The organism is Leyella stercorea (assembly GCF_019052365.1).
Lineage (GTDB): Bacteria > Bacteroidota > Bacteroidia > Bacteroidales > Bacteroidaceae > Prevotella.
Map to the genome: position 1 here is coordinate 1 of NZ_JAHQUY010000019.1, position 25,140 is coordinate 25,140.

13 protein-coding genes and 1 pseudogene are annotated in these 25,140 nt (G+C 53.1%); 4 read left to right on the forward strand and 10 right to left on the reverse strand.

All coding sequences use genetic code 11. The annotated features are described in order from the left end of the window. Both KTQ90_RS05205 and KTQ90_RS05210 read right to left on the reverse strand, forming a co-directional pair. A pseudogene (locus KTQ90_RS05205) lies at positions 1 to 254 on the reverse strand (hypothetical protein); the annotation flags it as partial. Next, complete coding sequence (locus KTQ90_RS05210) at positions 247 to 540, reverse strand: nucleotidyltransferase family protein (RefSeq protein WP_217317467.1); 294 nt, start codon at positions 538 to 540, stop codon at positions 247 to 249. The gene KTQ90_RS05210 and the pseudogene KTQ90_RS05205, both read right to left, overlap by 8 nt. Before the next feature lie 121 nt (positions 541 to 661). On the opposite strand from KTQ90_RS05210, the gene KTQ90_RS05215 reads away from it, so the two are divergent. Further along, a complete protein-coding gene (locus tag KTQ90_RS05215) occupies positions 662 to 2,986 on the forward strand; it encodes a TonB-dependent receptor domain-containing protein (protein ID WP_217317468.1) in 2,325 nt (774 codons plus the stop codon). Positions 2,987 to 3,173: 187 nt separating this feature from the next. Here KTQ90_RS05215 and KTQ90_RS05220 read toward each other — a convergent pair whose 3' ends face one another. The 4 genes from KTQ90_RS05220 to ruvA all read right to left on the reverse strand — a co-directional run bounded on the left by KTQ90_RS05220 (position 3,174) and on the right by ruvA (position 13,830). Next, the gene (locus KTQ90_RS05220) at positions 3,174 to 3,815 is read right to left on the reverse strand and encodes a hypothetical protein (protein ID WP_217317469.1); all 642 of its coding nucleotides are present in this window, start codon (positions 3,813 to 3,815) and stop codon (positions 3,174 to 3,176) included. A gap of 183 nt (positions 3,816 to 3,998) precedes the next feature. Beyond that, the gene (locus KTQ90_RS05225) at positions 3,999 to 5,321 is read right to left on the reverse strand and encodes a nucleotide sugar dehydrogenase (RefSeq protein WP_217317470.1); all 1,323 of its coding nucleotides are present in this window, start codon (positions 5,319 to 5,321) and stop codon (positions 3,999 to 4,001) included. Positions 5,322 to 5,486: 165 nt separating this feature from the next. Continuing rightward, complete coding sequence (gene sov / locus KTQ90_RS05230; protein ID WP_475583236.1) at positions 5,487 to 12,986, reverse strand: T9SS outer membrane translocon Sov/SprA; 7,500 nt, start codon at positions 12,984 to 12,986, stop codon at positions 5,487 to 5,489. Positions 12,987 to 13,215: 229 nt separating this feature from the next. Then, positions 13,216 to 13,830, reverse strand: a complete 615-nt coding sequence (ruvA, locus tag KTQ90_RS05235; protein WP_022158194.1) for a Holliday junction branch migration protein RuvA — start codon at positions 13,828 to 13,830, stop codon at positions 13,216 to 13,218. A 395-nt stretch (positions 13,831 to 14,225) separates the two neighbouring features. Between ruvA and KTQ90_RS05240 the strand changes: the two genes are divergently transcribed. From KTQ90_RS05240 to KTQ90_RS05255, 3 genes are all read left to right on the forward strand, one after another. After that, a complete protein-coding gene (locus KTQ90_RS05240; RefSeq protein ID WP_254359418.1) occupies positions 14,226 to 15,914 on the forward strand; it encodes an IS1182 family transposase in 1,689 nt (562 codons plus the stop codon). Between the two features lie 220 nt (positions 15,915 to 16,134). Further along, positions 16,135 to 16,971, forward strand: a complete 837-nt coding sequence (locus tag KTQ90_RS05250; protein ID WP_217317472.1) for an alpha/beta hydrolase-fold protein — start codon at positions 16,135 to 16,137, stop codon at positions 16,969 to 16,971. Next, positions 16,968 to 17,873 carry an AAA family ATPase gene (locus KTQ90_RS05255; protein ID WP_217317473.1) on the forward strand — a complete coding sequence of 302 codons (906 nt, stop codon included), beginning with the start codon at positions 16,968 to 16,970 and terminating at the stop codon, positions 17,871 to 17,873. Before KTQ90_RS05250 ends, KTQ90_RS05255 begins: the two co-directional genes overlap by 4 nt. A 268-nt stretch (positions 17,874 to 18,141) precedes the next feature. On the opposite strand, the gene KTQ90_RS05260 is transcribed toward KTQ90_RS05255, so the two are convergent. The 4 genes from KTQ90_RS05260 to KTQ90_RS05275 form a co-directional block, all read right to left on the reverse strand. After that, positions 18,142 to 19,563 carry an Ig-like domain-containing protein gene (locus KTQ90_RS05260; protein WP_217317474.1) on the reverse strand — a complete coding sequence of 474 codons (1,422 nt, stop codon included), beginning with the start codon at positions 19,561 to 19,563 and terminating at the stop codon, positions 18,142 to 18,144. Positions 19,564 to 19,677: 114 nt separating this feature from the next. Continuing rightward, complete coding sequence (locus tag KTQ90_RS05265) at positions 19,678 to 21,057, reverse strand: hypothetical protein (RefSeq protein WP_217317475.1); 1,380 nt, start codon at positions 21,055 to 21,057, stop codon at positions 19,678 to 19,680. 87 nt (positions 21,058 to 21,144) lie between these two features. Next, a complete protein-coding gene (locus KTQ90_RS05270; RefSeq protein WP_217317476.1) occupies positions 21,145 to 23,976 on the reverse strand; it encodes a TonB-dependent receptor in 2,832 nt (943 codons plus the stop codon). Between the two features lies 1 nt (position 23,977). Beyond that, entirely contained in the window at positions 23,978 to 25,027 is a 1,050-nt protein-coding gene (locus KTQ90_RS05275; RefSeq protein ID WP_217317477.1) for a metallophosphoesterase, read from the reverse strand. Positions 25,028 to 25,140 lie beyond the last annotated feature (113 nt).

Here is a 25,140-nt window from a genome sequence, read left to right on the forward strand (position 1 = left end):
TGTGCTAGGGGTACTAGGTATACTGGGTGTGCTGGGTAATTGAAAAGAAGTTGCTTTTGTGTCATTTTATCAATCCCTTTAATACTTTCCCCTATTGCAAGAAGCAACATACATGTACTTTCAAGACGTTCCATGCCAGTTGGTGAAAGCAAATAATATTGTGAATCATCAATGGCTTTAGAGTTATCAATGATTCTTTCAATAGTAGAAGCTATTCGTTTGAGCGAATAATATAAGAGTTCTTCGTCATGCATATATTCCATCTCTTTTAATTTGCTTCAAAAGCATAGGATTCATATTATTGCGAAGTCGTACTATATCTACTGGCTTACCAAAGAGTTCTTGCAGTTCTTCTTTGATATGAACCATTGTAAATAAGTCTGGCTTTTTCATTTCAACACAAACATCGACATCGCTATCTTCGGTCTGTTCGTTTCTCGCTACAGATCCAAAGATTCCTATCTTTGTAATTCCATAAGCATCTGCTTTGGTACTTAGGTATTTGCGAAGAATGGTAATATAATCGTTTGTTGTTGTCATAATCTTTTCATTTTATTACAAATATACGATATTGTTTTTTACATTCCAAGTTTTTACAGCATTTTCTTTCGTTTTTATTATTTTTTATTACCTTTGCCCAGCTAAATAGAAAATAGAAACTATGAATAAGAGAACGCTTATAACGTTTCTATGCTTTTCGGCTATCACACCGATGATGGCACAGGATATAAAGGGAAAGATTGTTAATGAGAAGGGCGAACCTTTGGCATTTGCCAATGTAGTGCTTTTGAACAGACAGGATTCTGCTTTCGTGAAAGGTGTTGTAAGCGGTGAGGATGGACATTTTGCCATCGATTCGGCTTGCAACAATGGAATAATAAAGGTTACATCTGTAGGATACAAGACTGCATGGAAGGATTGTACAGGCGAGAATGCCGGTGTGATAAAGATGGTGGCAGACAGCAAGGTGCTTGGAGAAGTGGTGGTGAAGTCGTTGCTGCCTAAGACCATACTTAAGAATGGCGGTATGACAACAACCGTTGCTGGGTCTATACTTGAAAAGGCAGGAACAATGGAGCATCTGCTCGACCGCATACCTAACGTGTCTGCACAAAACGGCAATATCAAGGTGTTTGGTCGTGGCGAGCCTATCATCTATATCAACGGACGACAGATGAGAGACAGAAGTGAACTCGACCGTTTGAGTTCGGACAACATCAAGTCGGTGGAGGTAATCGCTAACCCTGGCGCTCGTTATGCTGCAAGCACGAAAGCTGTTATACGTATCACCACAAAGAAGATACTGGGCGACGGTTTCGGATTTGACGCTACGACGGAAGGATCGTACGACGAGAAAAAGAACGCGGGAGGATATGCCCGTCTGAATTTGTACTATCGCAGAAACGGATTGGAGCTTGGCGCTTACGCCTATGGCTCAAAACAATCGTCGCCAGACGAAAAGGACTTGCAACAAATGACTTATCTCGACAAGACATGGAACCAGCAGGATAGAACTCGTTGGAAGAACAAAACCGAGACTTTTAGTTCTCGCTTGAATGCCAGTTATCAGTTTGACAACAATAATTCGTTGGGAGCAAGCATTAGTTTCTTGCGCAATCCTAAACTGCAAACAGACGGAAAGACGGAAGGCTCTGTGCTGAGAGATGAAGTATTGACGGAGACCAACACTTCTATCAGATCGGAGTTTGGGCAGAATAGCAACTGGTCAAGTAATGTTTATTATGTAGGTAAAGTTGGTAAATTGGGTATTGACTTCAATACCGACTGGTTTTGGTCTAAAGGAAATAATAAAAACAATATAGATGAGCATTATCAGGAGGTAAACTCGGAAATACAAAACCAACTTGTAAACAGTACCACTTCAAAGTACAACCGATTGATTGCTTCCAAAATGGTGCTCTCTTATCCGCTTTTTGGTGGTGATTTGTCGGTAGGAGGCGAGTATTCGTTCACAAACCGCAATACCAACTACGCCATAATCCCGAACACTCTTGCCGACAATGTAATAGACCGCATAAAGGAAGGCATGGCTTCTGCGTTCGTCGCCTATAATCGCGACTTCGGCAAGCTGAATATGGAAGCGGGTTTGAGATACGAGAATGTGGACTTCAAATATTATGACAATGGTAAGTATATGGCGGAGCAAAGCAAGACTTATGGCGAGTGGTTTCCGTCTCTCAGCCTTTCGATGCCAATCGGCAATGTACAGATGCAGCTGAGCTATGCAGCCGACATCAACCGACCTAACTACTGGGTATTAAGAAGCGGCGTGCAGTATAGCAATCACTATACATACGAGACCGGTAACCCGTTTCTTGTCTCAGAGATTTCAAGAAATACAAGTTACGACCTTGCCTACAAATGGCTGACTTTCAACCTGACTTATGAGCATGTATCCGACCCCATTTATCAGACAGTAGAGATGTACAAGGACAATGCCACCATCGGATTGATGAGGATGATAAACGGCAAATCGTACAATAATGTGACTTCAACGCTCAACCTGCAGCCCACCTTCGGCATCTGGCATCCTATGCTGTCAGCAATGGTCGAGAAGCAATGGTTCGAGTTGGAGACAAGAGACGGACGCTATCTGAACAAGCCGGTGGCGATGTTCCGATTCAACAACACCTTCGATACGAAATGGGCGATGTTCTCCGTTATGATGACTTATATTACAAAGGGATATGAGGAGAACCATTATATCTACAAACCGATGTTCAATACCAACCTGTCTATATACAAAGGTTTCATGAAAGACTGCCTGACTCTGCAACTTTATGTCAACGATGTGTTCGGCACAAACGACAGTCATATCATTGGAAAATACGGAAAGCTGAAAGAAACTATCTTCGATGAGTTCTCGACAAGCAAAATATCATTGACAGTCCGCTACAAGTTCAATACTACGAGAAGCAAGTATAAGGGTACGGGTGCAGGAGACAGTCAGAAGAACAGAATGTAAAGAAGGATAAGAATAAGACGAATAAGGATAGAAGAAACCTTATTGCAGCTGGAAGATAGCTAATTGTGGCTGGAAGAAAGGCTGGGAGATTCGCCTCAAAAAGCGAAATCTCCCAGCCTTTATTATGCTTATAATGTGAGAGTTACGGCGAAACTGGAAGATATGGTTGATTTTTTCAACAACACGTTTATCTTCTGCGCAGCATCACCGGCACATCGCTGTCGGAGAGCTGCTTTCTCTCGCCCTTGCCGAAGCGTACTGTCTTTGCAGCTCCGTCTGCAGCCTTGGTCTTAAGCGGAGCGTTGTATCCGCTGACGCGGTTGAGACTGAAGAAGATGAACTCGTCGTTGTTCACACCCTCCATCACGCCGTCGAAGTAGTTGTTGTCGAGCGAGAAGCCAGAGTACTTGCTGTTGCCTTTGGAATCGAGCAGGAAGCGGTAGCCGCTGCTCACGTATTCGATGTTCACATTGCCCGTGCGATAGTCCACATACCACTTGAAGCGCAGCGTCTGCTGGTTGCCCTGACCGTCGTAGTCGGTCTCGTAGCCCGTGCCGTTGATGGCATCGGAGCGGTACTGTACGAAGGTGAAGTCGGCGTCGCACTTGGTCTGCTCGCGCTCGCCGTCCTCGTTGTAGTATTCGTTGATGATTGTTCCCTCCCATGTGCCGCTGAGCGTCTGCGCAAGGTCAAGAGCATAGTCGGAAGCGTCGTAGTAAGGCTTGTCGAACCAGTCGTAACCGTCGTACCAGTCTTCTTCGCAACTGGTGAAGGTGAACGGCAATGCTGCCATAACCAGGAGTGTGAGGTAAGTACTTAATCGTTTCATAATATTCGAGTTTTTATTGTTTCACTTTTTGTTTGTGAAGTAGGACGGCATTACGTCTAACTTTCACTTGCAAAATTATACAAAAAAATCCCTACCTGCAAGTGAAAAACCATATTCGCAGGTAGGGATTTTCCTATTTCGTTTATACATTCGTTCTACGCACGGCGTCGCAGAACAGAAGTGTTAGTCGCGGCGGAAGATGTCGCGTGTGTATACCTTCTCGGCAACGTCGTCGAGGCAAGCGTCGTAGCGGTTGGCGATGATGGCATGGCTCTGTGCCTTGAAGGCTTCGAGGTCGTTCACCACGCGGCTGCCGAAGAACGTTGTGCCGTCTTCGAGTGTCGGCTCGTAGATTATCACCTGTGCGCCCTTCGCCTTGATGCGCTTCATGATGCCCTGGATAGCCGACTGGCGGAAGTTGTCGGAGTTCGACTTCATGGTGAGTCGGTAAACGCCGATGACACATGCGTTCACCTCTGCGCCGTACTGGTTGTTCTCGCTGTAGCTGTACCAGCCAGCCTTACGCAGAACGGCGTCAGCGATGTAGTCCTTGCGTGTGCGGTTGCTCTCTACGATGGCCTCGATGAGGTTTTCGGGCACGTCAGCATAGTTGGCGAGCAGCTGCTTGGTGTCCTTCGGCAGGCAGTAGCCGCCGTAGCCGAACGACGGGTTGTTATAGTGGGTGCCGATGCGCGGGTCGAGACCTACGCCGTCGATGATTGCCTTTGTGTCGAGACCCTTCATCTCGGCGTATGTGTCGAGCTCGTTGAAGTAGCTCACGCGCAGCGCCAGATAAGTGTTGGCGAAGAGCTTCACCGCCTCAGCCTCCTTCATACCCATGAAGAGCGTGTCGATGTTCTCCTTCAGAGCGCCTTCCTGCAGCAATGCGGCGAAGGTCTTTGCAGCCTCCTTCATGCGCTCCACGTCGGTGACGGTACGGATTGCTTCGTTCTCCTCTTCGTAGCTCTCGCCGTCAATCAGCTTCGGGTAGCCCACGATGATGCGGCTCGGGTAGAGATTGTCGTAGAGAGCCTTACTCTCGCGCAGGAACTCGGGCGAGAAGAGCAGGTTGAACTGCTTTACGCCCTTCTTAGCGTATTTAAGGTAGAGGCTGCGTGTGTAGCCCACGGGGATGGTGCTCTTGATGACCATAACGGCGTCGGGGTTCACCTCAAGCACGAGGTCGATAACCTCCTCTACGTGCGTCGTGTCGAAGTAGTTCTTCACGGGGTCGTAGTTGGTAGGAGCGGCTATCACCACGAAGTCGGCATCCTTATACGCTGCCTTGCCGTCGAGAGTGGCTACAATGTTCAGCGGTTTCTCTGCCAGATACTTCTCTATATATTCGTCCTGTATAGGAGATATGCGGTTGTTCAGTTTCTCTACCTTCTCGGGTATCACGTCTACGGCTGTCACATGGTGGTGCTGCGAAAGGAGTGTTGCTATACTCAGTCCGACATAGCCTGTGCCGGCTACAGCAATCTTTATGTCCTTAAAATCTTTCATCGCTATATATTATAATGTAATATTCGTTATGATGTGGGCAAAGATAGTGCAAACCGAAGGCAGAACATCAAGCTTGCTTGAATGTTATGCTGAGGTGCAGCCTATCTTCTGCAAAGATATAAATTAAAATTGAGAGTTGAAAATTTTCAACTCTCAACTTTTACACTATCTTGTCAATGAGAACTTCATGCTCAGTCCGAAGTCCTGCGTTGTTGTCGGATACGAGCTCGACGAGAGCAGCGGAGTGTTGGTCTGTCGGTCGTAGTAGAAGCTCATGGTGAGCAGTCGCGACACGGTGTAGTCGGCAGAGAAGGCGAGCTTGAACGCCGTGTTGCCGCTGTTAGCCGACGAAGTCATCGTGGCTATGTCACGGCTTATCGACGCCTGCTTGCGCAGACTCAGGTCGAGACGTAGCTTCAGGTCGTTGTTTACACCGTTTGAGGAGCGTGTGCGGCTCGGCGACGAGTTGTTGCTTGCGCTGTTGCGCTTCGACTTCACCTTGCGGTGCTTGTTGCTGCCGCCGCCTCCGAAGAGGTTGAAGTTGTTAATGGTGTAGCCGGCGCCAATCACCCAGTCGTTAGACGACGACTCGTTCACCTGCACCGAAGTCATGCTCAGACTCAGCACGCGCGTCTTGCGATACTCCGCCTTAACGGTGAGGTTGTTATTCAGCGTGACGTCGATGCCAAGCAGCGGCGAGAACGACTCGTTGATGCTCACCGTCGACACGTTGTACATAGAGTTCGGCGTAGGCATGCCAGTGGTAGCGTCGGTGATGAAGCCGAGTCCGCCCATATACTCCATGAACGTGCTGTACGACGAGTAGGAGCCTACGGCGTATACGCTCTTGTATGCGTGGTTGATGTTGACGCTCTTGAACACGTCGCGGAACCACGGCAGTTTCGACAGTCCGCTGTACTTGATAGTCCAGTTGGGCAGCAGGTGAGCAAGCGTCGGGAATATCGACATCTGCGTGCCCATGTTGGTGTAGGCTGCAAGGAACGCAGGCACCATCACGTCTGAGCTGTACTTGTTGACGCCGCCGTTAGCCGCGTCGAATTTCTTGCCTGCAAGCTGCGATCCGGCAGGATATACCGCACCGGCATACTGTGCCTCGACGCGCTTGCGGAAGCCTTCGAGCGAGTTGCAGAAGCGCTCGAACGATGCCGACTTGTAGCCGTTCTTCGCGCTGCCCGAACCCTCGAACGCGCTGCGCAGCGAGAGCGTTGTCATGGTGAACGTTCCGCTCTGTGTGGTCGGGTTGCCAGCGTACATGTACTGCACCTGGCGTGCCGTTGTCTTGGCGCGCGACGCCGTAAGGTCTATCTTCAGATTGCGCACGGGCTCGAGCGTAGCCCTCAACTGCAAGTCTTCGGTCAGGTTAGTCGTAGCCGGCGTAGCGAGCGAGTCGGCCACCATCAGCCATCCGTTCTCGCGAGCCTTGTCTACATACGAGTCGCCCACGAAGCCGAACGCAAAGTCCAAGCCCGGCGACAGCGGTCCGTAGCCCGAACCCTGTCCGAACATGTTGCCTACCATCGGCTTGAAGCCCGGTATCGACATGGCGTACTGGTTGCGGTAGCTCAGACTCACGTTGCGCACCATCATCAGCACACGAGCCACGCTCTGCGCCGCACGGTACCACTTCTGGTTCTCAAGCGGTTCCTTTGCTATCACCGAAACCTTTATCTTTGTTGCCGAGTCCACCTTATTTAATATAAGGATGTTGTTGTCATCAACACGCTTGTACTTCAGTTCGAACACTCTGCCTGCCTCCGTACGTCCGCTTACTATGATGCGCTTCGTGCGCTTGCCGTGGTTCACCTTGATAGTGGTGTCGGGCATGAGCGTTATCTCTTTCTCGAAGCCCTTTTTCTTCTTTGCCAGCAAGTCGCGCGGGTTGGAGTCGTTTGCGAACGGCGGCTTCTTCTTCGTCTTCTGATTGCCGTCGGCTGCACCCTTCTCTTTGGCTTCAGCCTCGCGCTTCTTCTTCGCCTCCTCGCGTTTCTTCTTCCTTGCCTCCTCCGCCTTGCGGCGGTTTGCGGCAGAGTTGTCCTTCTTGAAACGGTCGTTGGTCTTCTTCAGGAACGGCACATGGTTGTAGAGTTTCTCCATGTTGAACTGTCCGTTGATGTTTATCTGGCGGTTGTTGGCGATTGTGTTGCCAAGCGAAGTGCCGTCTTCGAGGTCAGAACCGCGCATCCAGTTGTACGTAGCGTTGTACGATCCGTCTGCTGTTATCCAGTCGAACACCGGAATGAGATTAATAGGCAGCTTGTACGACGCCAGGAACGACTGGTTGTACTTCAACGGTCTGCCCAGATGCTTGATGGATGTCCACACAGAGTCCTTCCAAGCCGTGTAACTATCGGGATAGAGGTCCTTGTTTACGGGTGTGTAAGGCTCCTCAATCTCTGCGTTCGTGGCGCTCTGGAAGTTCATGTGCAGGTTCTTCGTGAGGTCCCAGCGCAGGTTGAACTCGCGGTTCCACAAGAACTGTGACGAGAACGTGAGCGGCAGCTTCTGGTTCTCGGTCGACTCCATGTCGCGCTCCTGCAACTCATAGTAGTTGCGCGTGATGTCGGTGTTGAACGCCACGTTCTGCGGCAGCCAGTTCAGTCCGAACTTCTTCGGGAAATCGAGCCACTTCGAACGGCTCTTCACCTTCTTGAACGGCTCCCAAGCCTTGTATATAGGCGACCACGAATAGCTGAACGCACCGCGCCAGTTGTCCTCGCGTTCGTAGATAGTAGTCTCGCCGGTGGTGTAGCTGTGGCTGTGACTGTACGAGAACGAGAAGTTGGCTGGGTCGTACGGCATCGGGTGGCGCTTGTTCTGTATGCCGACACGCACGTTCGACAGCGAGAAGTTGGTCTGCGTAACCTTTGTCACGGCGATGCTTTCTATCGAATCGCGCTCGTGCTTAGAGCCAGCAGCTTCGAGAGCGTCGTCGAGCTCCATATCCGTATCGAGCGGATTGTATTTGGGCGATGTCTTCTCCTTAGTAACCGAGTAGTAGAGCGGCGCCGTAACCTTCGCCTTGTCGTGGAAGAACTTGCCAAGCTCCACATTAGCCGTCACGGTGTAGTTGGAGTAGTTGTCGGTAGAACGCTGAGCCACGCCTTCCTCCAGTCCGCCGAAGCCGGCAGAGGTGTACTTGCCCTGCACGTTGACGGTGCCGAGGTCGGAGAGCTGCAGATTGAGCGTGCCCTGTGCAGCCCAACCGCCCGAGTTGTTGAACTCCTTCAGTCGAAGCTCATTCACCCAGACCTCACCACTCTTCACTTCACCCGAGTTGTTGCGCACACCGATGACCATAGTCTTCACCTCTCCGAGCGTAGGATTACCCATCACCGAGATGCGGTTCTTAGGTTGGTCGGGGTCGTACGCCGAATAGAGTCGGTTGTACGAAGCCTGTCCGTTCGCCTTGGCTTTGTTGCGCTCCTTCTTCAAGCCGGTGAGCTTGGAGAGGGCGATGTCGAGCATGTTCTCCTCGGGCCATACGGCGCGGGCGTCGGCAGCCGAGAAGCGTCCGTACTTGCCGGGCTCGGTGAGCTTCAGCGGAATCTCGTACTCGTAGAAGTTGCTCTTGTAGTCGGAGCCGAGACGTATGAACACCGACAGCTGTCCGTCCTCAAGATTCGTCTGGTTGGGCTGGAAAGCGTTGGCGTGAACGAACATCTGCAGACGCTTGTACTGTCTGAGGTCGAGCGTTGTGTTCTTGTACACCGCCTTCGCCTCGCCGGTGCCGAGCGTGGTGACGCTCATCGAGAGTGCCTGCTCGTTGTTCTCCACGAGCTGTGGCTGCGTGGGGTCTTGTCCGCGCTTGATGCCCGGCGGCAGGATATAGTTGACCGGCTGCTTGTCGTTATTCTCCTCGATGTTCACGGCACTCACCACGAGCTTGCCCGAAGTGGAAGCCGAGTTGTCGAGGTTCTGCTCGTAGACGCGCCACTCACCACGCACGAGGTCGAGCGTTCCGAAGCGCAGCACGATAGGATGCTTGAATCCGGTGAGGAACATACGCATGAAGCGCATGGAGGTGAAGTCGTTGATAGCGCCGAACTTCTTCTCGTAGTCGCGCAACGGGATGCGGAACTGGTACCAGTTGACCGTCTCTGTCTTGTTGTTGCGCAGCTGGTGGGTGTCCTCGCGCTTGTCTACGATGTAGTTCTTGCCTACCTCGAGGTCTTCGGGGCGGATAGACACGCGATACTGGAAGAACTTCTCGTACTCGTTGAGCGTGTAGTCCTGGTTGATGTCCTCCACGTCAGGTGTCGACTTGTACGATGTGTCGTAGCTCTCGGTGCGCGAGTCGTTGTCGGGCGAGTTGCCCTGCGGGTTGTTTATGTACTTGTAGCGGCGCAGGATAGGCGCCTTCATCTTGTCGTAGTCGGAACCGCGGAAGTAGTGGTAGTTGTCGCCTGCGGGGTCAGCCCAGATAGAATCCCACACGGCAGGATTCACCTTGCCCTGCACCTCTCTGAGGAAGTCCTGATAGCTCTCCCACTTCTGCTCCTCCTCGTCGTTGAGTCCGTTGAAGCCAACGTCCTGCAGCGCACGCGAACCCTTCGACGTAGCGAAGGCGTACACTACGGTAGCCTGATTGGGCACCTTACCCCACTGCGTAGTGGTGAAGTTCTGCGAGCCGTCTACGGGCATGCCGCTCTCGTAGAACTTCTTGCCGTCGCGCAGAATATCCTCGCTCATCTCGCCGAGGTTGATGTAGAAGTCGCCGCCGTAGTCGGCTGCCACGCCCTGCTCGCGTGTGTAGATGAATGGGTCGAGCATCCAGAACTCGATGTACTCGATGTTAGCCGCCTCGAAGTCGTTGGTGTCGAGCTTTCGCATCATGCCGCCCCAGCGTTTCTGCGGATTGTTGAGTGTGCCGTCGGGGTTGAGGTCGGGGTCGAAGTTGTACGGACCGCGCTCGTTCGGATAGTAAGCGAGGTTCAGGATGTTGAGCATCGACGAGTTGCCGTTGTATGCGCTCTGGTCGCGGTTGGGGAACAGCTCGCTCACGTAGAACTCGCGAACGTAATGGTTAGACAGCTGGTCGAGATCGCTCTTGATGTGGCTCGGAGTGAGCGACGAAGAGCGGCGTGTGAAGAGCGGGTCGATGGTGTACCACGCCAGGCGCGAGCGGTTGAAGCCCGAGCGCAGCGTAGACTTGTCGCCCGACTCGGGGAACATCGACGGCACCGACGAGATTATCCACGACGTAGGTGTAGACACGTCGATAGTGTTCTTGGTGTTCTCGAAGTCGTCGATGTACGAGGCGTTGTCCTGCGTGCCGCTGCTCTGTCCGGCTATGAGTTGCGCGAACTCGCCCGAGAACGAGATGCTCGACGGTTGTGTGAGATGCAGGAAGGGCAGCTTATCGAGCATGTTCGTGAGCCACTGGCTCTGCTTCTTCCAGTTGATGTTCAAGCCCCAGATAGTGTTGCTGAGCGGCTCCGATCCCATGTTCACCTTGTTGGTGAGCGCCTGTTCGGAGAGGTGCTGGAACGTACCCGAGAGCTGGAAGTCCTTCGAGAAGTCGTACTCCCAGTTCATACCGAACATCGTCTTGCGCTCCTGTCCGTAGTCGGTATTGCTTTCGAGCGACACGTTCACGGCGGTGCCGGCGTCGATGATGCTCTGGTTGAGGATGGTCACCTCGCCACCCGAGTAGTCGACCGAGTAGTCGGTGCCTTCGGCGAGCGTGACGCCGCCTGCCGTAACTACCACCGAGCCTTGCGGAATGTTGTATGCGCCGAGCGAGATTACGTTAGCCGATGTGCCGCGGAACTGTCCCATGAGCACATACTTGTCCTTCTCGGCTATCTGCTTCGCCACGGTCTTCGTAGAGTCGTACAGCTCGGTGAAGGCGTACTTCTCAGCCTTGTCTGCCGCCACGCCGTTCTTCAGAAGCGTCTCGTACATATAGCTGCCGAACGGTTCGGCAACGGGGAAGAACACTCGACCGTTCGTAACGGTGTAGCCCTCCACGTAGTCGAAGTAGCCGTTGGGATGCGCCTTGTTGTTATTGTCGAGTCGGTCGGCTCCGAGGAACTTTATAAGTGTCTGGTTCTTCACCTGCGGCTCGGGTATGTATGTGAGGTAGACACCGGCGGTGTCGCTCTGGAACTTCACATCCAAGCGGAACTTCTCCTTCTCCACCGACGAGGCGAGGTAGTAGACGTTCTTCATCATGAGGCCCCAGTTGCCCTGATGCGGATTGTTGCTGGTGTTCTTCAGCGCCTTCACGTAGAGCGCCTTGTTAGAGTCGGTGATGTCCGACGCAAACTCGCCCACCTGATACGTTACGCCACCGTATGTGTACTCGTAAGCCACGGCGAGCACCTGGTCGGTCTGCAGCGATGTCTTCAGCGAGACGTAGCCCAGCGCCTTGTTCACGGTGTACTCCGACGAGTTGAGCAGGCGCGCACGCTCCAGCTTCTCGTAGTCGGCTCCGCCCACGAAGCCGGGTATTCCGTCGAGCACGGTCGATGTCTGATCGATGTCGCGTGCGGCGGCGTACTGCGATGTCATGGCTGCATACTCCGAGTTGGCGGCGTTGGCAGGCACGGGCTGTCCTGTCACGTTCCAGAGGCTGTTAGACACGCGGTTGTTCTCGCCCAAGTCGGTGAGGGCGATGATGTTACGGGTGTTGGATGTGTTGCCCGACTTGTTCGTCACCCACACCTCCACGCGGTTGATCGTCACGCCCGACGTGAGGTTGGGCAGCGAGCGCATCGACTCGTCGTAGCGGTCGTGGAAGTATTGCGCGAGGAAGAAGTGGCGGTTCTCCTCGTAGTTGGCGGCGTCTATCTCGAACGGCGTGAACTGCTTGCCGCCCTTCGACGACACCGATTTCGACGACGACTTCTTCTGCGAGGCTACGAGCTGCAGCTTGAGCTTGCCGAACTGCAGGTCGGTGCGCAGACCGAAGAGCGAAGATGCTCCGCGTACGAGCGACGAGTTGGAGGGGAACGACACGTTGCCAGCCTCGATGAGCTTCACTATCTCGTCTTCCTTGCCGTCGTACTTCAGCTTGAGGCTCTGCGCGTCGAAGTCGAACGTAGCGTCGGTGTTGTAGTTGAGGTTCATGTTCACCTTGTCGCCCACGCGTCCGTTAAGACTCACGTTTATCTTCTCGTCGAAGTCCATCGTGGTGGTCTTGCGGTTGCGCACGGGCAGCGACGGGTTATCGATGCTCTTCATCGTGGCACCGAACTTCAGCTCGGCTGTTCCCTGCGTCTTGATGCGCACACCGCCAGGGCCGAATATCTTCTCAGCCGGACCGAGGTCGAAGTGCATGTCGGTGAAGTCGAACTTCTCCTTGCCCTTAGCCTGGTATATCTCGTCGTTCTTCTTGCGGAAGAACTGGTTCATCATTCGGCGCTCGCTCCACTTGCGATACTCGTCCTGCGTCATCATGAACGGGGCGTTGATGTACGAGTCGGATATCTTCGAACCGATGATGTATCGGTCGAGCGAGTCGTTGTACACCACGTCCTGCTTCAGGTTGTCGGGACGCTTCAGGTCGGCGGCGTTCTGGTCGAGGTCGTCGAGCGTGATGGGCAGCGTGCGCTGTATCTTCCAGCGCGGATGCAGCAGCGAGTCGGGTATCGAGTCCTCGTTCTCGAGCTTGGGCTGCGCCTTCACGACGAGCGAGTCGATGCGCCCAGCGGAGCCGTTACGTTGCGGAGCCGCGTCGCGCGTCTTGCGCACCGAGAGCTTGCGCTGCGGGTTCTGCGGCGTCTGCGTGATGGCATACGACGCCAGTGCCGCCATAACCATTACGACGACAAACGCGCGGGCAGTGCCGAGCGAACGAATCGCCTGCAGCCTACGCTTTAAAAATCGGTATATGATATTAGTTAAATTCAAAATCAGCTTATTTACTTGTCTACTTAATCTGCTTCAGCGCCAGCTTCACCACCTGCTCAACGGGCAGCGTGGCGTCGTCGGTGAGAATCGCCGTAACCACCTTCGCCGTAGGTGCGGGCGAGAAGCCGAGCATGGTGAGTGCAGCCACCGCCTCGTCGCGCACGTCGACGGGAATAGTGCTGTCCGTAGCGGTTCCTGCCGCCACCTCCTGCGCTATGCCCAGCGAGAGAATCTTGTCCTTCAGGTCGACGATGATGCGCTGTGCGGTCTTCAGTCCGATGCCCTTCACGCTCTTCAGCACGCGCTCGTTGCTCGTGGAGATAGCGTTGCACAGCTCCGAGGGCGATGCCGACGAGAGAATCATGCGCGCCGTGTTGGCTCCCACACCCGAGACGGTGATGAGCAGTCGGTAGAGGTCGCGTTCCTGCTTAGAAGCGAAGCCGTAGAAAGTGTAGCTGTCGTCGCGTCCGCCAGTGACAAGCGCCTCGTGCACAAACAGTTTCACGTTCTCCTTGCCCTGTATCGCCTCGTATGTGTTCAGCGAGATATTCAGAGCGTAACCCACGCCGTAAGCCTCAACAACTGCCTGCGCCGGAGTGAGTTCCGCCAGTTCGCCCTTAATATAATCAATCATTTTTCAGTACGTTTTATTCGTTGTTTTGTTGTCTGCATTAAGCCTCAAAAGTACTTAACGTCTATTAATAACGTACATTTCCACATTTTATTATATACGCAGGCGTAGTTTGTTGCAGATACAGGCGCAGTTTGTTGCTCTTCACCCTATGCTTTTGTCATCGTTGCGCGTCCGCCGTCCGATCAGATTCCGTCCGCCACCCGATCAGATTCCGTCCGCCGCCCGATCAGATTCCGTCCGCTGCCCGATCAGATTCCGTCCGCTGCCCTCATAGGGGAGGGTAAAGTCAAAACTCCCTTATTATTAAAAAAATCACAAAGCCCTGACTTTCACAAGCCAGGGCTTTGCTATGTCTAAAATTTGTTGTAACTTTAGACCATAGAAAAAAATTAACTATGGCAAAGTTACACTTTCGTTCTTATACCACCAACCAAATGGTTCTTTTTCCGCAACGAATCGATGAAAATATTGCGGAAAACGACCCCGTACGCATCGTTTCCAGCATTGTGGACCATCTTGACATGAGTTCAGTAAACAAATTATACAACGGTATGGGCAGGTGTCCGTACCATCCACGCATGATGCTCAAGGTCATCATCTATGCCTATATGAACAATATCTATTCATGTCGCCGCATAGAGCAATTGCTCCTGCGTGACATACATTTCATCTGGCTGGCAGGGTATGAAAAGCCTGACTTCATAACGATCAACCGTTTCCGCAACCGTCTGAAGGACGAGATCAACAACATATTCACGCAGCTTGTGCTCGTTCTTGCGGATAAGGGATTCGTTAGTCTCGACGTGGAGTACGTGGACGGCACGAAGATAGAGTCGAAGGCAAACAAGTATACGTTTGTCTGGCGCAAGACGGTAGAGCGTAACCGTGCCAGACTGATTGAGAAGGTAAAGGCGCTGCTTGCCCAGGTTGACGACTGCATAGCACAAGACAACGCCAGGCAGGACGAAACACTGGAAGTCACTCCGTCACTGCTTGCGGAGATTTCTGACAAAGTCAACGCCTCGCTCTCTGATCCACAACTGGACAAGGAGGAAAAGAAGAAGCGGCGCAAGATAGCCAAGGAACTCAAGGAGCGTAGCGGTAAGCTCGGTGAATACGACCGGCATCTTGAAAATCTCGGCGATCGCAATTCCTATTCGAAGACCGACAAGGACGCCACTTTCATGCACCTTAAAGAGGATGCAATGAACGAAGGCCTGACAAAACCCGGATACAATCTGCAGATCGCTACCGAGAACCAGTTCATCACCAACTTTGCACTGTTCCCCAACCCTACAGACACCCTTACCTACATCCCTTTCATGGAGTCGTTCCGTGAGCGTTACGGACACTTTGCGTCAACGGAAGTGGCAGACTCCGGTTATGGCTCAGAGGAGAATTACGAGTTTATGGAGCTGAACGGCACCGCTGCCTATGTGAAATACAACCGCTTCCATATAGAGCACCGTCCGCAGTATGTACCGGATCCGTTCCGCTCTGAAAACTTCTATTACAACAAGGACGAAGACTATTGCGTCTGTCCGATGGGACAACACATGACACGCACCGGAACCAGCCACAAGAAAAGTGCGAGTGGATACGTCTCCAATAGGGCAACATACACAGCACAGAACTGCAAGGGATGTCCGCTACGCTGTCTGTGTTTCGATGCATCCGGGGATAAAAGTGTGATTGACCGGAACCACAAACTGGAAGCTTACAGACATAAGGCGAGTGAGCTGCTCACCTCTGAGGAAGGTTTAAGGCATAGAGGCCGGAGATGCATCGAGCCGGAAGCGGTTTTCGGACAAATTAAATACAACATGGCGTATCGTCGTTTTCGCCATTTCGGTGTAGACAAGGTCAAAATGGACTTTGCCTTCTTTGCCATTGCCTTTAATATAAAGAAAATGGTGGCAAAAATGACCAAGGGAGGAATTTTCTCTTATTTGAGGGCTTATTTGACCCATATAACGCCATATAAATTGTTTATAAGGCTCTTTTTTGCAGAAAAACAAAAACTCGTTGTACATCCACACAAGAACGTACAACGAGTTTTTTGTTATTTATATTGGGAGTTTTGACACGCCCTCAACCAAGCAATCAACCAACCAATCACCACCCAAACCAACCAATCAACCAACCAATCAACCAACCAATCAACCAACCAATCAACCAATCAACACCCAAACCAACCAACCAATCAACCAACCAACCAACAAGCCATTTAATTTTACCCATCAAAAGCAGCCATATATCCAACAAAAACATTAACTTTGCTAATCCATAAAAACTCCAACCATTATGTCCAGCAAAAGCACCATCCTTACAGAACACCATAACATACAAACGCCCTGCAAGCTCTTTGTCGTGAGCGAACCGCAGGTGCTGCTCATACAGCCGTCGGCGCGCCACGAGGAGAAGAACGACGGTGTGCGGCGCGAAGTAGAATTGATTGCACAGGCGAGCGGCAAGGGCTTCGCCATCGTCTTCTTCGACTGCGTTGAGTGGGCGCGCGCCCTAATGCCGTGGGCTGACGATGCTGTGTCGCGCGACGCCGAGGTGGGCAGCCACGCTCCCGACACACTCCGCTTCATAGAGCACACCCTGCTGCCGTGGCTCCGCGAGCGCTTCGGCGCTTTGCCCTGCATCATCGGCGGCTACTCGCTCGGCGGACAATTCGCTCTTTGGGCTGCGCGCAACACCGATGCCTTCGCCGCCGTGGCAGCCGCATCGCCTTCGCTCTGGATTAAGGGTTGGGGCGAATATGCCGCTGCGCACCCTATACTCTCGCCAAAGGCAACAATTCTTGCTCTGGCAAGCGGCAAAAGCCGAGCGCAAAACTCAACACTCAACACTCAAAACTCAACACCTCAACATATCACCACAACAACACCTGTCCACCTCTCCCTCGGCGACCGCGAGGAGCATTGCCGCAACCAGCGCATGAAGCGCATCGGCGACTGCGTGCGTGCTGAGTACGACCTGCTCTGCCAGCAGCTCTCCCCCACCGCCGTTACCCTGCGTTGGCACGAAGGCGGACACTTCGGCGCCGAAGCCGAGCGCACAGCGGAAGCCTTCGCGTGGTGTATGGAGCGAATAATACCCAGTTTTAACAGACACAATAATAACATAAAATGATATACTTAAATAGCTTTAATTTGCCCCCAAGAGACGAAGAAGAACACTTCTTAAACTCCTTTCGCCGTACATGCTACAACTCATACTATCCATTTAACTTTTTCACATCCGACAAACAATTTGAGCGTATAGACTTCTCTGACATCACAATCTTGTGTGGAAGCAATGGTTCAGGAAAAAGCACACTGCTAAATATCATTGCCGAGAAACTAAAACTGGATAGAAAAACCGCTTATAACAAGACCTATTTCTTCGACCCATATATCGAGAAATGTCATTACGAATTAAGCGTGCATGACCCCCTACAACTAAAAGATCTCAAACGCTTATCAAAGATAATAACAAGCGACGACGTGTTTAACTACATCATTGAGGTTCGTGAGAGGAACGAAAACCTCAATTTTAAACGCGAATTGATTTTCAACGAAAAAAGCGAAATGGATCGGTACGGTTGGCAAGGACCACGTGGGTTTAACGCTGACGACCCACAAAGTATGAAAGCCTATACCGACTATTGCAAGAAGAGAAAACAATCAGGCTCAAGATATGTAAGGGGAAGCATCGGAGTAGACGAAAGAACTTATTCAAATGGCGAAAATGGCTTTAAATACTTTACCGACTCCATTCTACCTGGTGGTCTGTATCTATTAGACGAGCCTGAGAATTCGTTGTCGGCAGAGATGCAACTCGAATTGGTGCAATTCATTATTGGTATGGCACGGTTCTACGATTGTCAGTTCATAATGTCAACCCACAGTCCATTCCTCTTGTCTATTCCTTATGCCAAAATATATAATATGGACAACTCGCCCGTATCTGTGTGCAAATGGACAGACCTGCCCAACGTAAGAATCTATTACGACTTCTTCAAAGATCACGATTGTGAATTCGACGAAATTTAAGCACAAACGTAATAACACCATCATTCTATCGAGTATATTCGATAAAAACACCATCATTTTATCGAGTATATTCGATAAAAACACTACTATTTTATCGAGTATATTCGATAAAAAACAGCTAAATCTTGAACCAGAAAACAATGAATAATGAGTTTTCCGGTTCAAGATTTAGCTGTTTTTTTATGCAATAGAGATCTACAAATCTCAACACCTCAACATCTCAACACCTCACCACATCACCACCTCAACACCTCAACATCTCAACACATCACCACATCGCCGCATCAACGCCGTAGCGTCCCTGCTCAGTCTGGATGACGACTTTGTTGCCGCTGAGCACCTTGCGTGGGCGCTGCATCTTTGTGCCAGACGTTACGCCGTTGACGGCGGTCGGTTCGGTCACGACGAGGCGTATGGTCGCTTCAGCTCCGCCGTCGAAAGCAGCGGCAGTTATGGTTGTTTCGCCCACGCCGAGAAGCGTTACGAAGCCGCCTGCTACGGTTGCAACACTCTCGTTGGAGCTGCTCCAGCGAAGGCGCTTGTCGGTTGTGGTCTTCGGCAGCAACGTTGGGCGCAGACCGATGTGGGCAGCGTCGAGAGAGACGGTCTGCTCCTCCTCAGCGAAGACGAGCGAACGCGACTGCTCGGGCTGCTTCTGCTCGCCCTTAAGATAGAGGAACGGCAGGGGCAGCGACTTAGAGGTGTAGAGATTGAAGCGAGCATAATTATTGTCGGGCGTGCTGTAGCGCAGCGTGCCGTAATCGGTGCCGGCGGGAGCTATTGTCGCACCGTCGTAGCCAAGGTCTACGGTCCACTCGGTTGCGCCCTCGTCCCACGCAAGCTGCTGCTTGCCTGTTGCGCCAAGCTGACGACCGAACTGGTCGGTGAAGGTCCAAGCAGCCCCATCGGCAGACTTGTCAAGCTTGAAGCGCAGCACGTCTGGGCTCGTCACGTCGGCTGTTAACGGCACGGCAACGGCGTCGAGATAGTGCGACTCGTCCATACCGTCGAAGTCGGCAGCCGCCGCACCGTTGCGGTATATCATCACCTCGTCGCCTGCATTGAGCGTACTCTTCTTCGTGAGCTTCTCATACTGCCAGCCGAGCGGCGACTCAAGCTCTATGCCATCCTCATCATAATCTATCGTGATGGCGTCGAGATACACCGATCCTTCGCTTCTGCCTCCTGCCACAACAATTGTTGCGTCGTCGGTGGCAATAGCAGGAGCGTCTGTCTGCTTCGTCACGTCGACATACACACCGAGGTCTTTCGACACCCACGAGCCGAACCACTCGCTGCTGGCGAAGTCTACCGGCGCCGACTCGTAAAGCGTTGTGCCGCCGTCGTTGAGCGCCACGCCCACCTGTCCGCTCTTGTTGTTTGAGCACATCGAGAACGTGATGCTGCGCACCTTGCAGCCTTGCCATCCTTCGAGATAGAGCACCGCCTCGCGGTTGCGCGGTATCTGGTTGTAGCGGTTGCCGGTGGTTGCGCCGAACTCGTTCTCGAAGTAAACCCTCGAGTTACGCGGCACCATTCCGCAAGCCGCTATCTCAAACTCAGCCGTCTGCTTGTTATACTCCACAATTCTGTACACTACTTCCGCCGCGTCAGCCGCAACAGAAAGCGTAAGGAACGCCGCTACCGCCATCGCCTTACGCACCATATTCATCAGATTATTCATATCCATACTTGTTTTTCGTTACTTTGTGTAAAAGGTATGCAAAGGTAGTGGAAACATGAGACATATACAAGAATTGCAAAGAAACAAAAGATTAGTTTTACCGGACAGTAATAATCGGCTTTACAGCCACGCTCCGAAGCGTGGCTGCGGCAGTGGTGCCGAAAAGTAGTAGTTCTGGTCGTTGGCGCTGTCGAGGAAGTTCACCTTCTTCATGCCGAAGAACGGGATGCCGTTCGGGAAGATGCGCGCAAAGTCGGTCACACCGCCCGAGAGAGCGGGGCTGCCCTGCTGCAGGTCGAAGTTCCACGCCTTATCGAAAGCAAGCGGAGCGCCCTTGTCGGGGTCGTCGACCTCGCAGTTGATGTCCATGCCGGCGTTCTGCTTGAAGAGCTTGAAGAGCGGATCGAACTGGCCTGCTGTGGCGCTCTTTATGTCTGTGTCGAACCAGATGCCGAGCGAAGCGCCCTTTGCCATCTGCTCCACGCCGGTAGCGGTAGAAGCGTAGTAGTAGTTGGGCGTGAGACGGCTGTGCTCCATGTCGGCGCCGTCCTGCTTGGGCTGCTTCAGACCGAAACGCGAGTCGTAGCAGAGGTTGTTCACGAACACCGGTCGCGCAGCCTTCTCCACCCATACCGAACCGCCCTTCTTGTTCTTGGAGCGGCGCCAACCGCAGTTGACGATGGTGTTGTTGTAGACGGTCATATCGGTGAGCGGCACCACCTCGCTGTTGCCGGCGTTGGAGAGCTTGAAGGCGTTGGTGCAGGCGTTGTATATTACGTTGTTGGCTACGTCGAGCTGGCAGCCCGCCTTCACGTTTATCGCCTCGCCGCCGTCGGCAGCGTTGCCCGAGTCGGCGAAGATGTTGCCGGTGATTACGCCGTTGCCGCCTGTGAAGTAGGTCTGGTCGTTGTAGTTGTCGTGGAAGAAGCTGTTGGCGATGACAAACTTGCCATTGACGTTACAGAAGTGGAAGGCTGGTACGCCGCCGTCGATGGTGGTCTTGAAGAGCTTGTTCTGGAACGATGCCGATGACTCGGTAGGCGTGGCGCCGGCGTAGGCTATGTCTACATGGTTGAGCACCACTTCCTCCGAGTTGTAGCCGCAGATGATGCCGCCCCAGGCTTCGGGCTTCTTGCGGTCTGAGGTGAAGGTGACGGGCTTCTCGGCTGTTCCGAGACAGTAGAGATTGCCCAAAACCACTACTTCTACCGGCACCTGCACGTCAGCCTTGCACGTCACCGTCACGCCCGGCTCTATATAGAGCGATGTGCCGACGGGTATCTCTACGCTCTCGCTCAGCGTGGTGTCGTTCGACCACACGAGCGAGCCTACAGGATACTCCGCCACAGCGGTCTTTATGACGTTTGTAGAACCTTGGTTGGCGTTGCCGTTGTTGCCTGCATAATCGTACGGATTGATGTTGTCGTTCTCGCAAGACGCTGAGAACATTGCCGTTGCTGCGGCGAGCAGCATACAGCCGATTGTATTTATCTTCTTCATTATATGATGTTGTTATGGTGAGGTGGTGGGGTGTTGAGATATGAGGTGGTGTTATGGTGAGGTGGTGAGATATGAGGTGGTGACAAATTAGAGTTTGTAGCGCACGCCGAGCAGGAAAGTTCTGCCGTAACGGTATGTGCCAACGATGGTCTTGTCGCTCTTCTGTCCTTCATACTCGAGGTTGCTCTGGTTGACGGTCTTGAGGTATCGTTCGCGCTTTGCGTCGAGCAGGTTGTTGGCCTTGAAGAAGAGCGAGATGCCGTTGTGGAACTTCTTCTCTGCGCTGAAGTCGAGTCCGAACATCGCCTTGTCCCACTGGTCGGCGTCCTTGAACGGCGACACAAGTGCGAGTTTCGTGCCGGTGAACGAGGCTGCAAGCTGTGCGTTCCAGCCATGTTCGGTGTCCTTGTAGAGCAGGGAGAGATTGGCTGTGTGCGGCGCCTGGTTCACGAGCGGACGAGTCTGCGTTACGCCCGTCTTATACTCTGCGCTGCCTTCCTTGTACTGGCGCTTCGAAGTGGTAATCTCCGAGTGGGTGTAGGTATAGTTTGCCTTCACACCGAAGTGGCGTATGTACTTTATCACGTCAATCTCGAAGCCCATGTTCTTCGCGTTGCCCAGGTTGGCGGGCATGTAGTAGGCGTCTGTTCCGGCGCCGATTTTGCCGTCCGACGTAACGAACACCTGTTCTATCGGGTTCTTCAGATACTTGTAGAAGACGCCTGCGAGAATCTGCTCTGTGCTCGACGGGAACCACTCCCAGCGTAGGTCGATATTGTCGATGCGGGCGCGTTTCAGCTCAGGGTTTCCCTTCTCCTGATACTCCTCGCCCTGTATCTGGTAGGGCACAATCTCGTAGAATCCAGGTCGGTTGATAGAACGGTAGTAAGAGAGGCGCACGTTCATCTTCTTTGTCGGTGTCCACTTCACTGAAGCCGAAGGCAGATAGTCCCAGTAGCTCTGCTCGCCCACCTGCCCCATGTTGCGGAAGTGCTGCAGCATGGTGTATATCTGGTTGGTATGTTCGGCGCGGAAGCCCACGTTCAGCTCTCCGAGAGCGCTGCTCAGCGTAGCCATAGCGTAGACTCCGCCGATGTGCTCCTTCGAGTCGTAGTTGAGCTGAGACGCCTGCGAGTAAGGCGTCTTGCATACCCAATCGACATTGGCGAACTGCTCGTATCCGTTGCCGTCGAGCTTCTGCGAGATGTCAGCCGGGTTGAAGACGTACGAGTAGTAGCGGTTGCTGCGCTCCTTGCGGCGATACTGCGCGCCAACCTTCCACAAAGCGTCGAGCTTGTCGGCGAGGTGCGTGTCGTAAGCGAGGTTGATGTAGCCCGCCCAGTCGGTATCCTTGTTGTGCTGGAAGCGGCGTTCGGCATTCTTCGGCAGCGTCTTCAGGATGTTCTTCTCCTGGCTCCATATAGAACCCGACACAGCGTCGCCCTCGGCGTCGGCGTTTCTGCCTACGGTGTTGGTAAGCGTCACGTAAGTTCTGTCAGGATCCTCCTCTTTCGCCTGCGAGAACACGCCCGACCAGTCGACCGTGAAGCGTTCGGTCAGGTGATGCTTGCCCTTAAGGTTGGTGGCAAAGATGCTCTGCGTGGCAGACATAGAGCGCAGCTCGTCGTCCTGCGTGTACGAGTCGGCAGCGATATACTCGGTGTTCACGCCGTTGTCGTAGCGCACGCCCTTCGAGTTGGTGCGCACGTACATGTTGTACCATTCTATCTTGTGGTTCGAGAGCGAGAGGTCGAGCTTTGCGTGCAGACCCGCCGTGAAGTCGTGTATGCTGTAGTAGCGGTGGTGGAGGTTGGAGATATACATAGCCTGTTCGCCCGACGCCATCTTCACGGAGTTGTACGTGCGCTCGGTGCCGCGGAACGTGTTCTGCACACTTCCGGCAAGCATCACGCCGATACGGTTGTTCCAGAAACGGTCGCCAACGCTGAGACCGCCGATGAAGTTGGGCGCCGGCGTAGCATGGCTCTTCAGCTGCACCGGTCCGTTCCTGAAGTCGGAAGCCGAAGCCTTATAGTCTGAGCCGAACGCCTCGTAGGGCGAACGGTGAGTATAGTCGGAGCGGTTGGTCGTGAGATAGTCTCTTGCGCCGCTCCAGAAGTAGTCGCTCATGCCCACGGCGGCGTTAGCCTGCAACTGGAAGCGTGCGGGCGCATCCTTCATCACCATGTCGACCACTCCACCTGCGGCGTCGCCCTCCATGTCGGCAGTAAGCGACTTCGAAACCACGAGGCGGTCCATCAGGTCGGACGGGAAGATGTTGAGCGGAACGTAGCGGTTCTTGTCGTCGGGGCTCGGTATCTTCACACCGTTCACGAGCGTATAGTTGTAGCGCTTGTCCATGCCTCGGAGTATGGCGTACGAAGCCTCGCCCGAAGCGTCGTGCTCCATGGTCACGCCCGACACGCGCTGAAGCACGCTCGCCACATTCACGTCGGGCGAGAGCTGTATGCTCTGCTGGCTCATCACGTTGAGCACGCCCGCCGCATTCTTCACCGTCTCGACGGCGCTGCGGTCGGAGCGATACTCGCGGCGTCCGGTTACAACCACCTCGCCCAACTGCTGCAAGTCTTCGTCCAAGGCGATAGTGAGTTGTCCGTCCTTGCCTTTCTCCGAGCCTTTGTCATAGTCTTTCGCCACGTCGACCACCATTTCTCTTGTCTTGTACGCCATGTACGAGACAACAAGCGTGTAGCGGCCGCGGTCGGGCAGCTCGCGCAGCGTGAAGGTGCCGTCGAGACCGGTTGTGGTGCTGACGCTTGGCAGCTCCTTCACTCTGATAACGGTGCCGATAAGCGGCTCGCCGGTCTTGTGGTCCTTGACGATGCCGTCGAGCGTGTGCGCTGTTATGGCAGAGGTTGCAGCCGTGAGGAGTGCCGCTGTGAATAAGAATCTCTTCATGCTATTTCGACTTTGTTATCGTGTGAATAATCTTTCCGTCCTTGTCTATCATCGACATCTTCAACTGCTTCTTGTCAACGGTGAACACAGAGAAGCCGTCGGCAGAGCTGCAGAACACCGTGCCGTCGATAGGCTTCACAGGACGCGCCAACGACGACGACGAGTTGACTACATAGTCGATATTGTCGCCCTTCTTCTGTATGTGCTGGAAGTTGTGGATGTGTCCGCAGGCGTATATAGCCACGTTGTTATATTTGTGAAGCACGGGCAGCAGACGCTTCTGCATGTCGAGACGCTCGCTCTCCTTCTTGTTGGTGTCGGCATATATCGGGTGATGGCCCATCACAACCACCCAGTCTTCCTTGGCGTTGCGCAGCGTCTCGTCGAGCCACGCCAGCTGCGCCTCAGCGTCCTGCTTGCAGGCGTCGGGATAGACGCTCGAATTCTTACGATAAGAGTCGATGAGCGGTGTTGTGTCGAGCATCACAATGCGCACGGAAGTGTTGCCGTGCTTGAACACCTTAGTATAATACCTGGCAGGCATCATCCATCGGCGGCTCACCTTGCCGTAGTCCATGAAAGCCTGCGTATTGCCGCGATACTCGTGGTTGCCGCAAACTGGGAACCAGTCGAGCATAAGGTCGGGATGCGAGTAAACCAGCTCGTAGTTGGTCATCCAAAGCGGGTCCTGTAGCGACGCAACGCCATTGAAATGATGAATGTCGCCCGCAGCAAACACACACTCAGGGTCAACCACTCCCGCCATTTCGCCCATCAGTTCGGCTATCGGCTTCTGGTCGTAATAGCCATTGCGTCCCATGTCGTTGGTCATATAGAGCGTAACGTCGCCCTTCAGCTGCTGCCACTCGGCACGCACGTCGTCAGCAACCGGTTGCGCTACGGCAGCCGTTGCCACCTTCGCCTTGCAGCACGCCGGCACGCCGACTGTGCTCTGCGCCTGCATGCCCATAGAACCTAAAAACATCATCGCAGCCAATGACCACACAGCCATCGTTCTTCCGCCGCCTACTCTCGCTACTTTCTTTTTCATTCTTTTGCTTATTTAGTTAACTATGTGTAAAATTTCGGGTGCAAAAGTAAGGATATGGTGTGTCAAAGAAGTTACAGAAGTTTTATAAAAGGGATAAAAAGCGGGAGAGCAGA

Bases quoted from the DNA above. Each gene is read 5' to 3' on its own strand.
- KTQ90_RS05210 (WP_217317467.1), bottom strand. From the start codon at position 540: ATGACAACAACAAACGATTATATTACCATTCTTCGCAAATACCTAAGT.
- KTQ90_RS05215 (WP_217317468.1), top strand. From the start codon at position 662: ATGAATAAGAGAACGCTTATAACGTTTCTATGCTTTTCGGCTATCACA.
- KTQ90_RS05220 (WP_217317469.1), bottom strand. From the start codon at position 3,815: ATGAAACGATTAAGTACTTACCTCACACTCCTGGTTATGGCAGCATTG.
- KTQ90_RS05225 (WP_217317470.1), bottom strand. From the start codon at position 5,321: ATGAAAGATTTTAAGGACATAAAGATTGCTGTAGCCGGCACAGGCTAT.
- ruvA (WP_022158194.1), bottom strand. From the start codon at position 13,830: ATGATTGATTATATTAAGGGCGAACTGGCGGAACTCACTCCGGCGCAG.
- KTQ90_RS05240 (WP_254359418.1), top strand. From the start codon at position 14,226: ATGGCAAAGTTACACTTTCGTTCTTATACCACCAACCAAATGGTTCTT.
- KTQ90_RS05250 (WP_217317472.1), top strand. From the start codon at position 16,135: ATGTCCAGCAAAAGCACCATCCTTACAGAACACCATAACATACAAACG.
- KTQ90_RS05255 (WP_217317473.1), top strand. From the start codon at position 16,968: ATGATATACTTAAATAGCTTTAATTTGCCCCCAAGAGACGAAGAAGAA.
- KTQ90_RS05260 (WP_217317474.1), bottom strand. From the start codon at position 19,563: ATGGATATGAATAATCTGATGAATATGGTGCGTAAGGCGATGGCGGTA.
- KTQ90_RS05265 (WP_217317475.1), bottom strand. From the start codon at position 21,057: ATGAAGAAGATAAATACAATCGGCTGTATGCTGCTCGCCGCAGCAACG.
- KTQ90_RS05270 (WP_217317476.1), bottom strand. From the start codon at position 23,976: ATGAAGAGATTCTTATTCACAGCGGCACTCCTCACGGCTGCAACCTCT.
- KTQ90_RS05275 (WP_217317477.1), bottom strand. From the start codon at position 25,027: ATGAAAAAGAAAGTAGCGAGAGTAGGCGGCGGAAGAACGATGGCTGTG.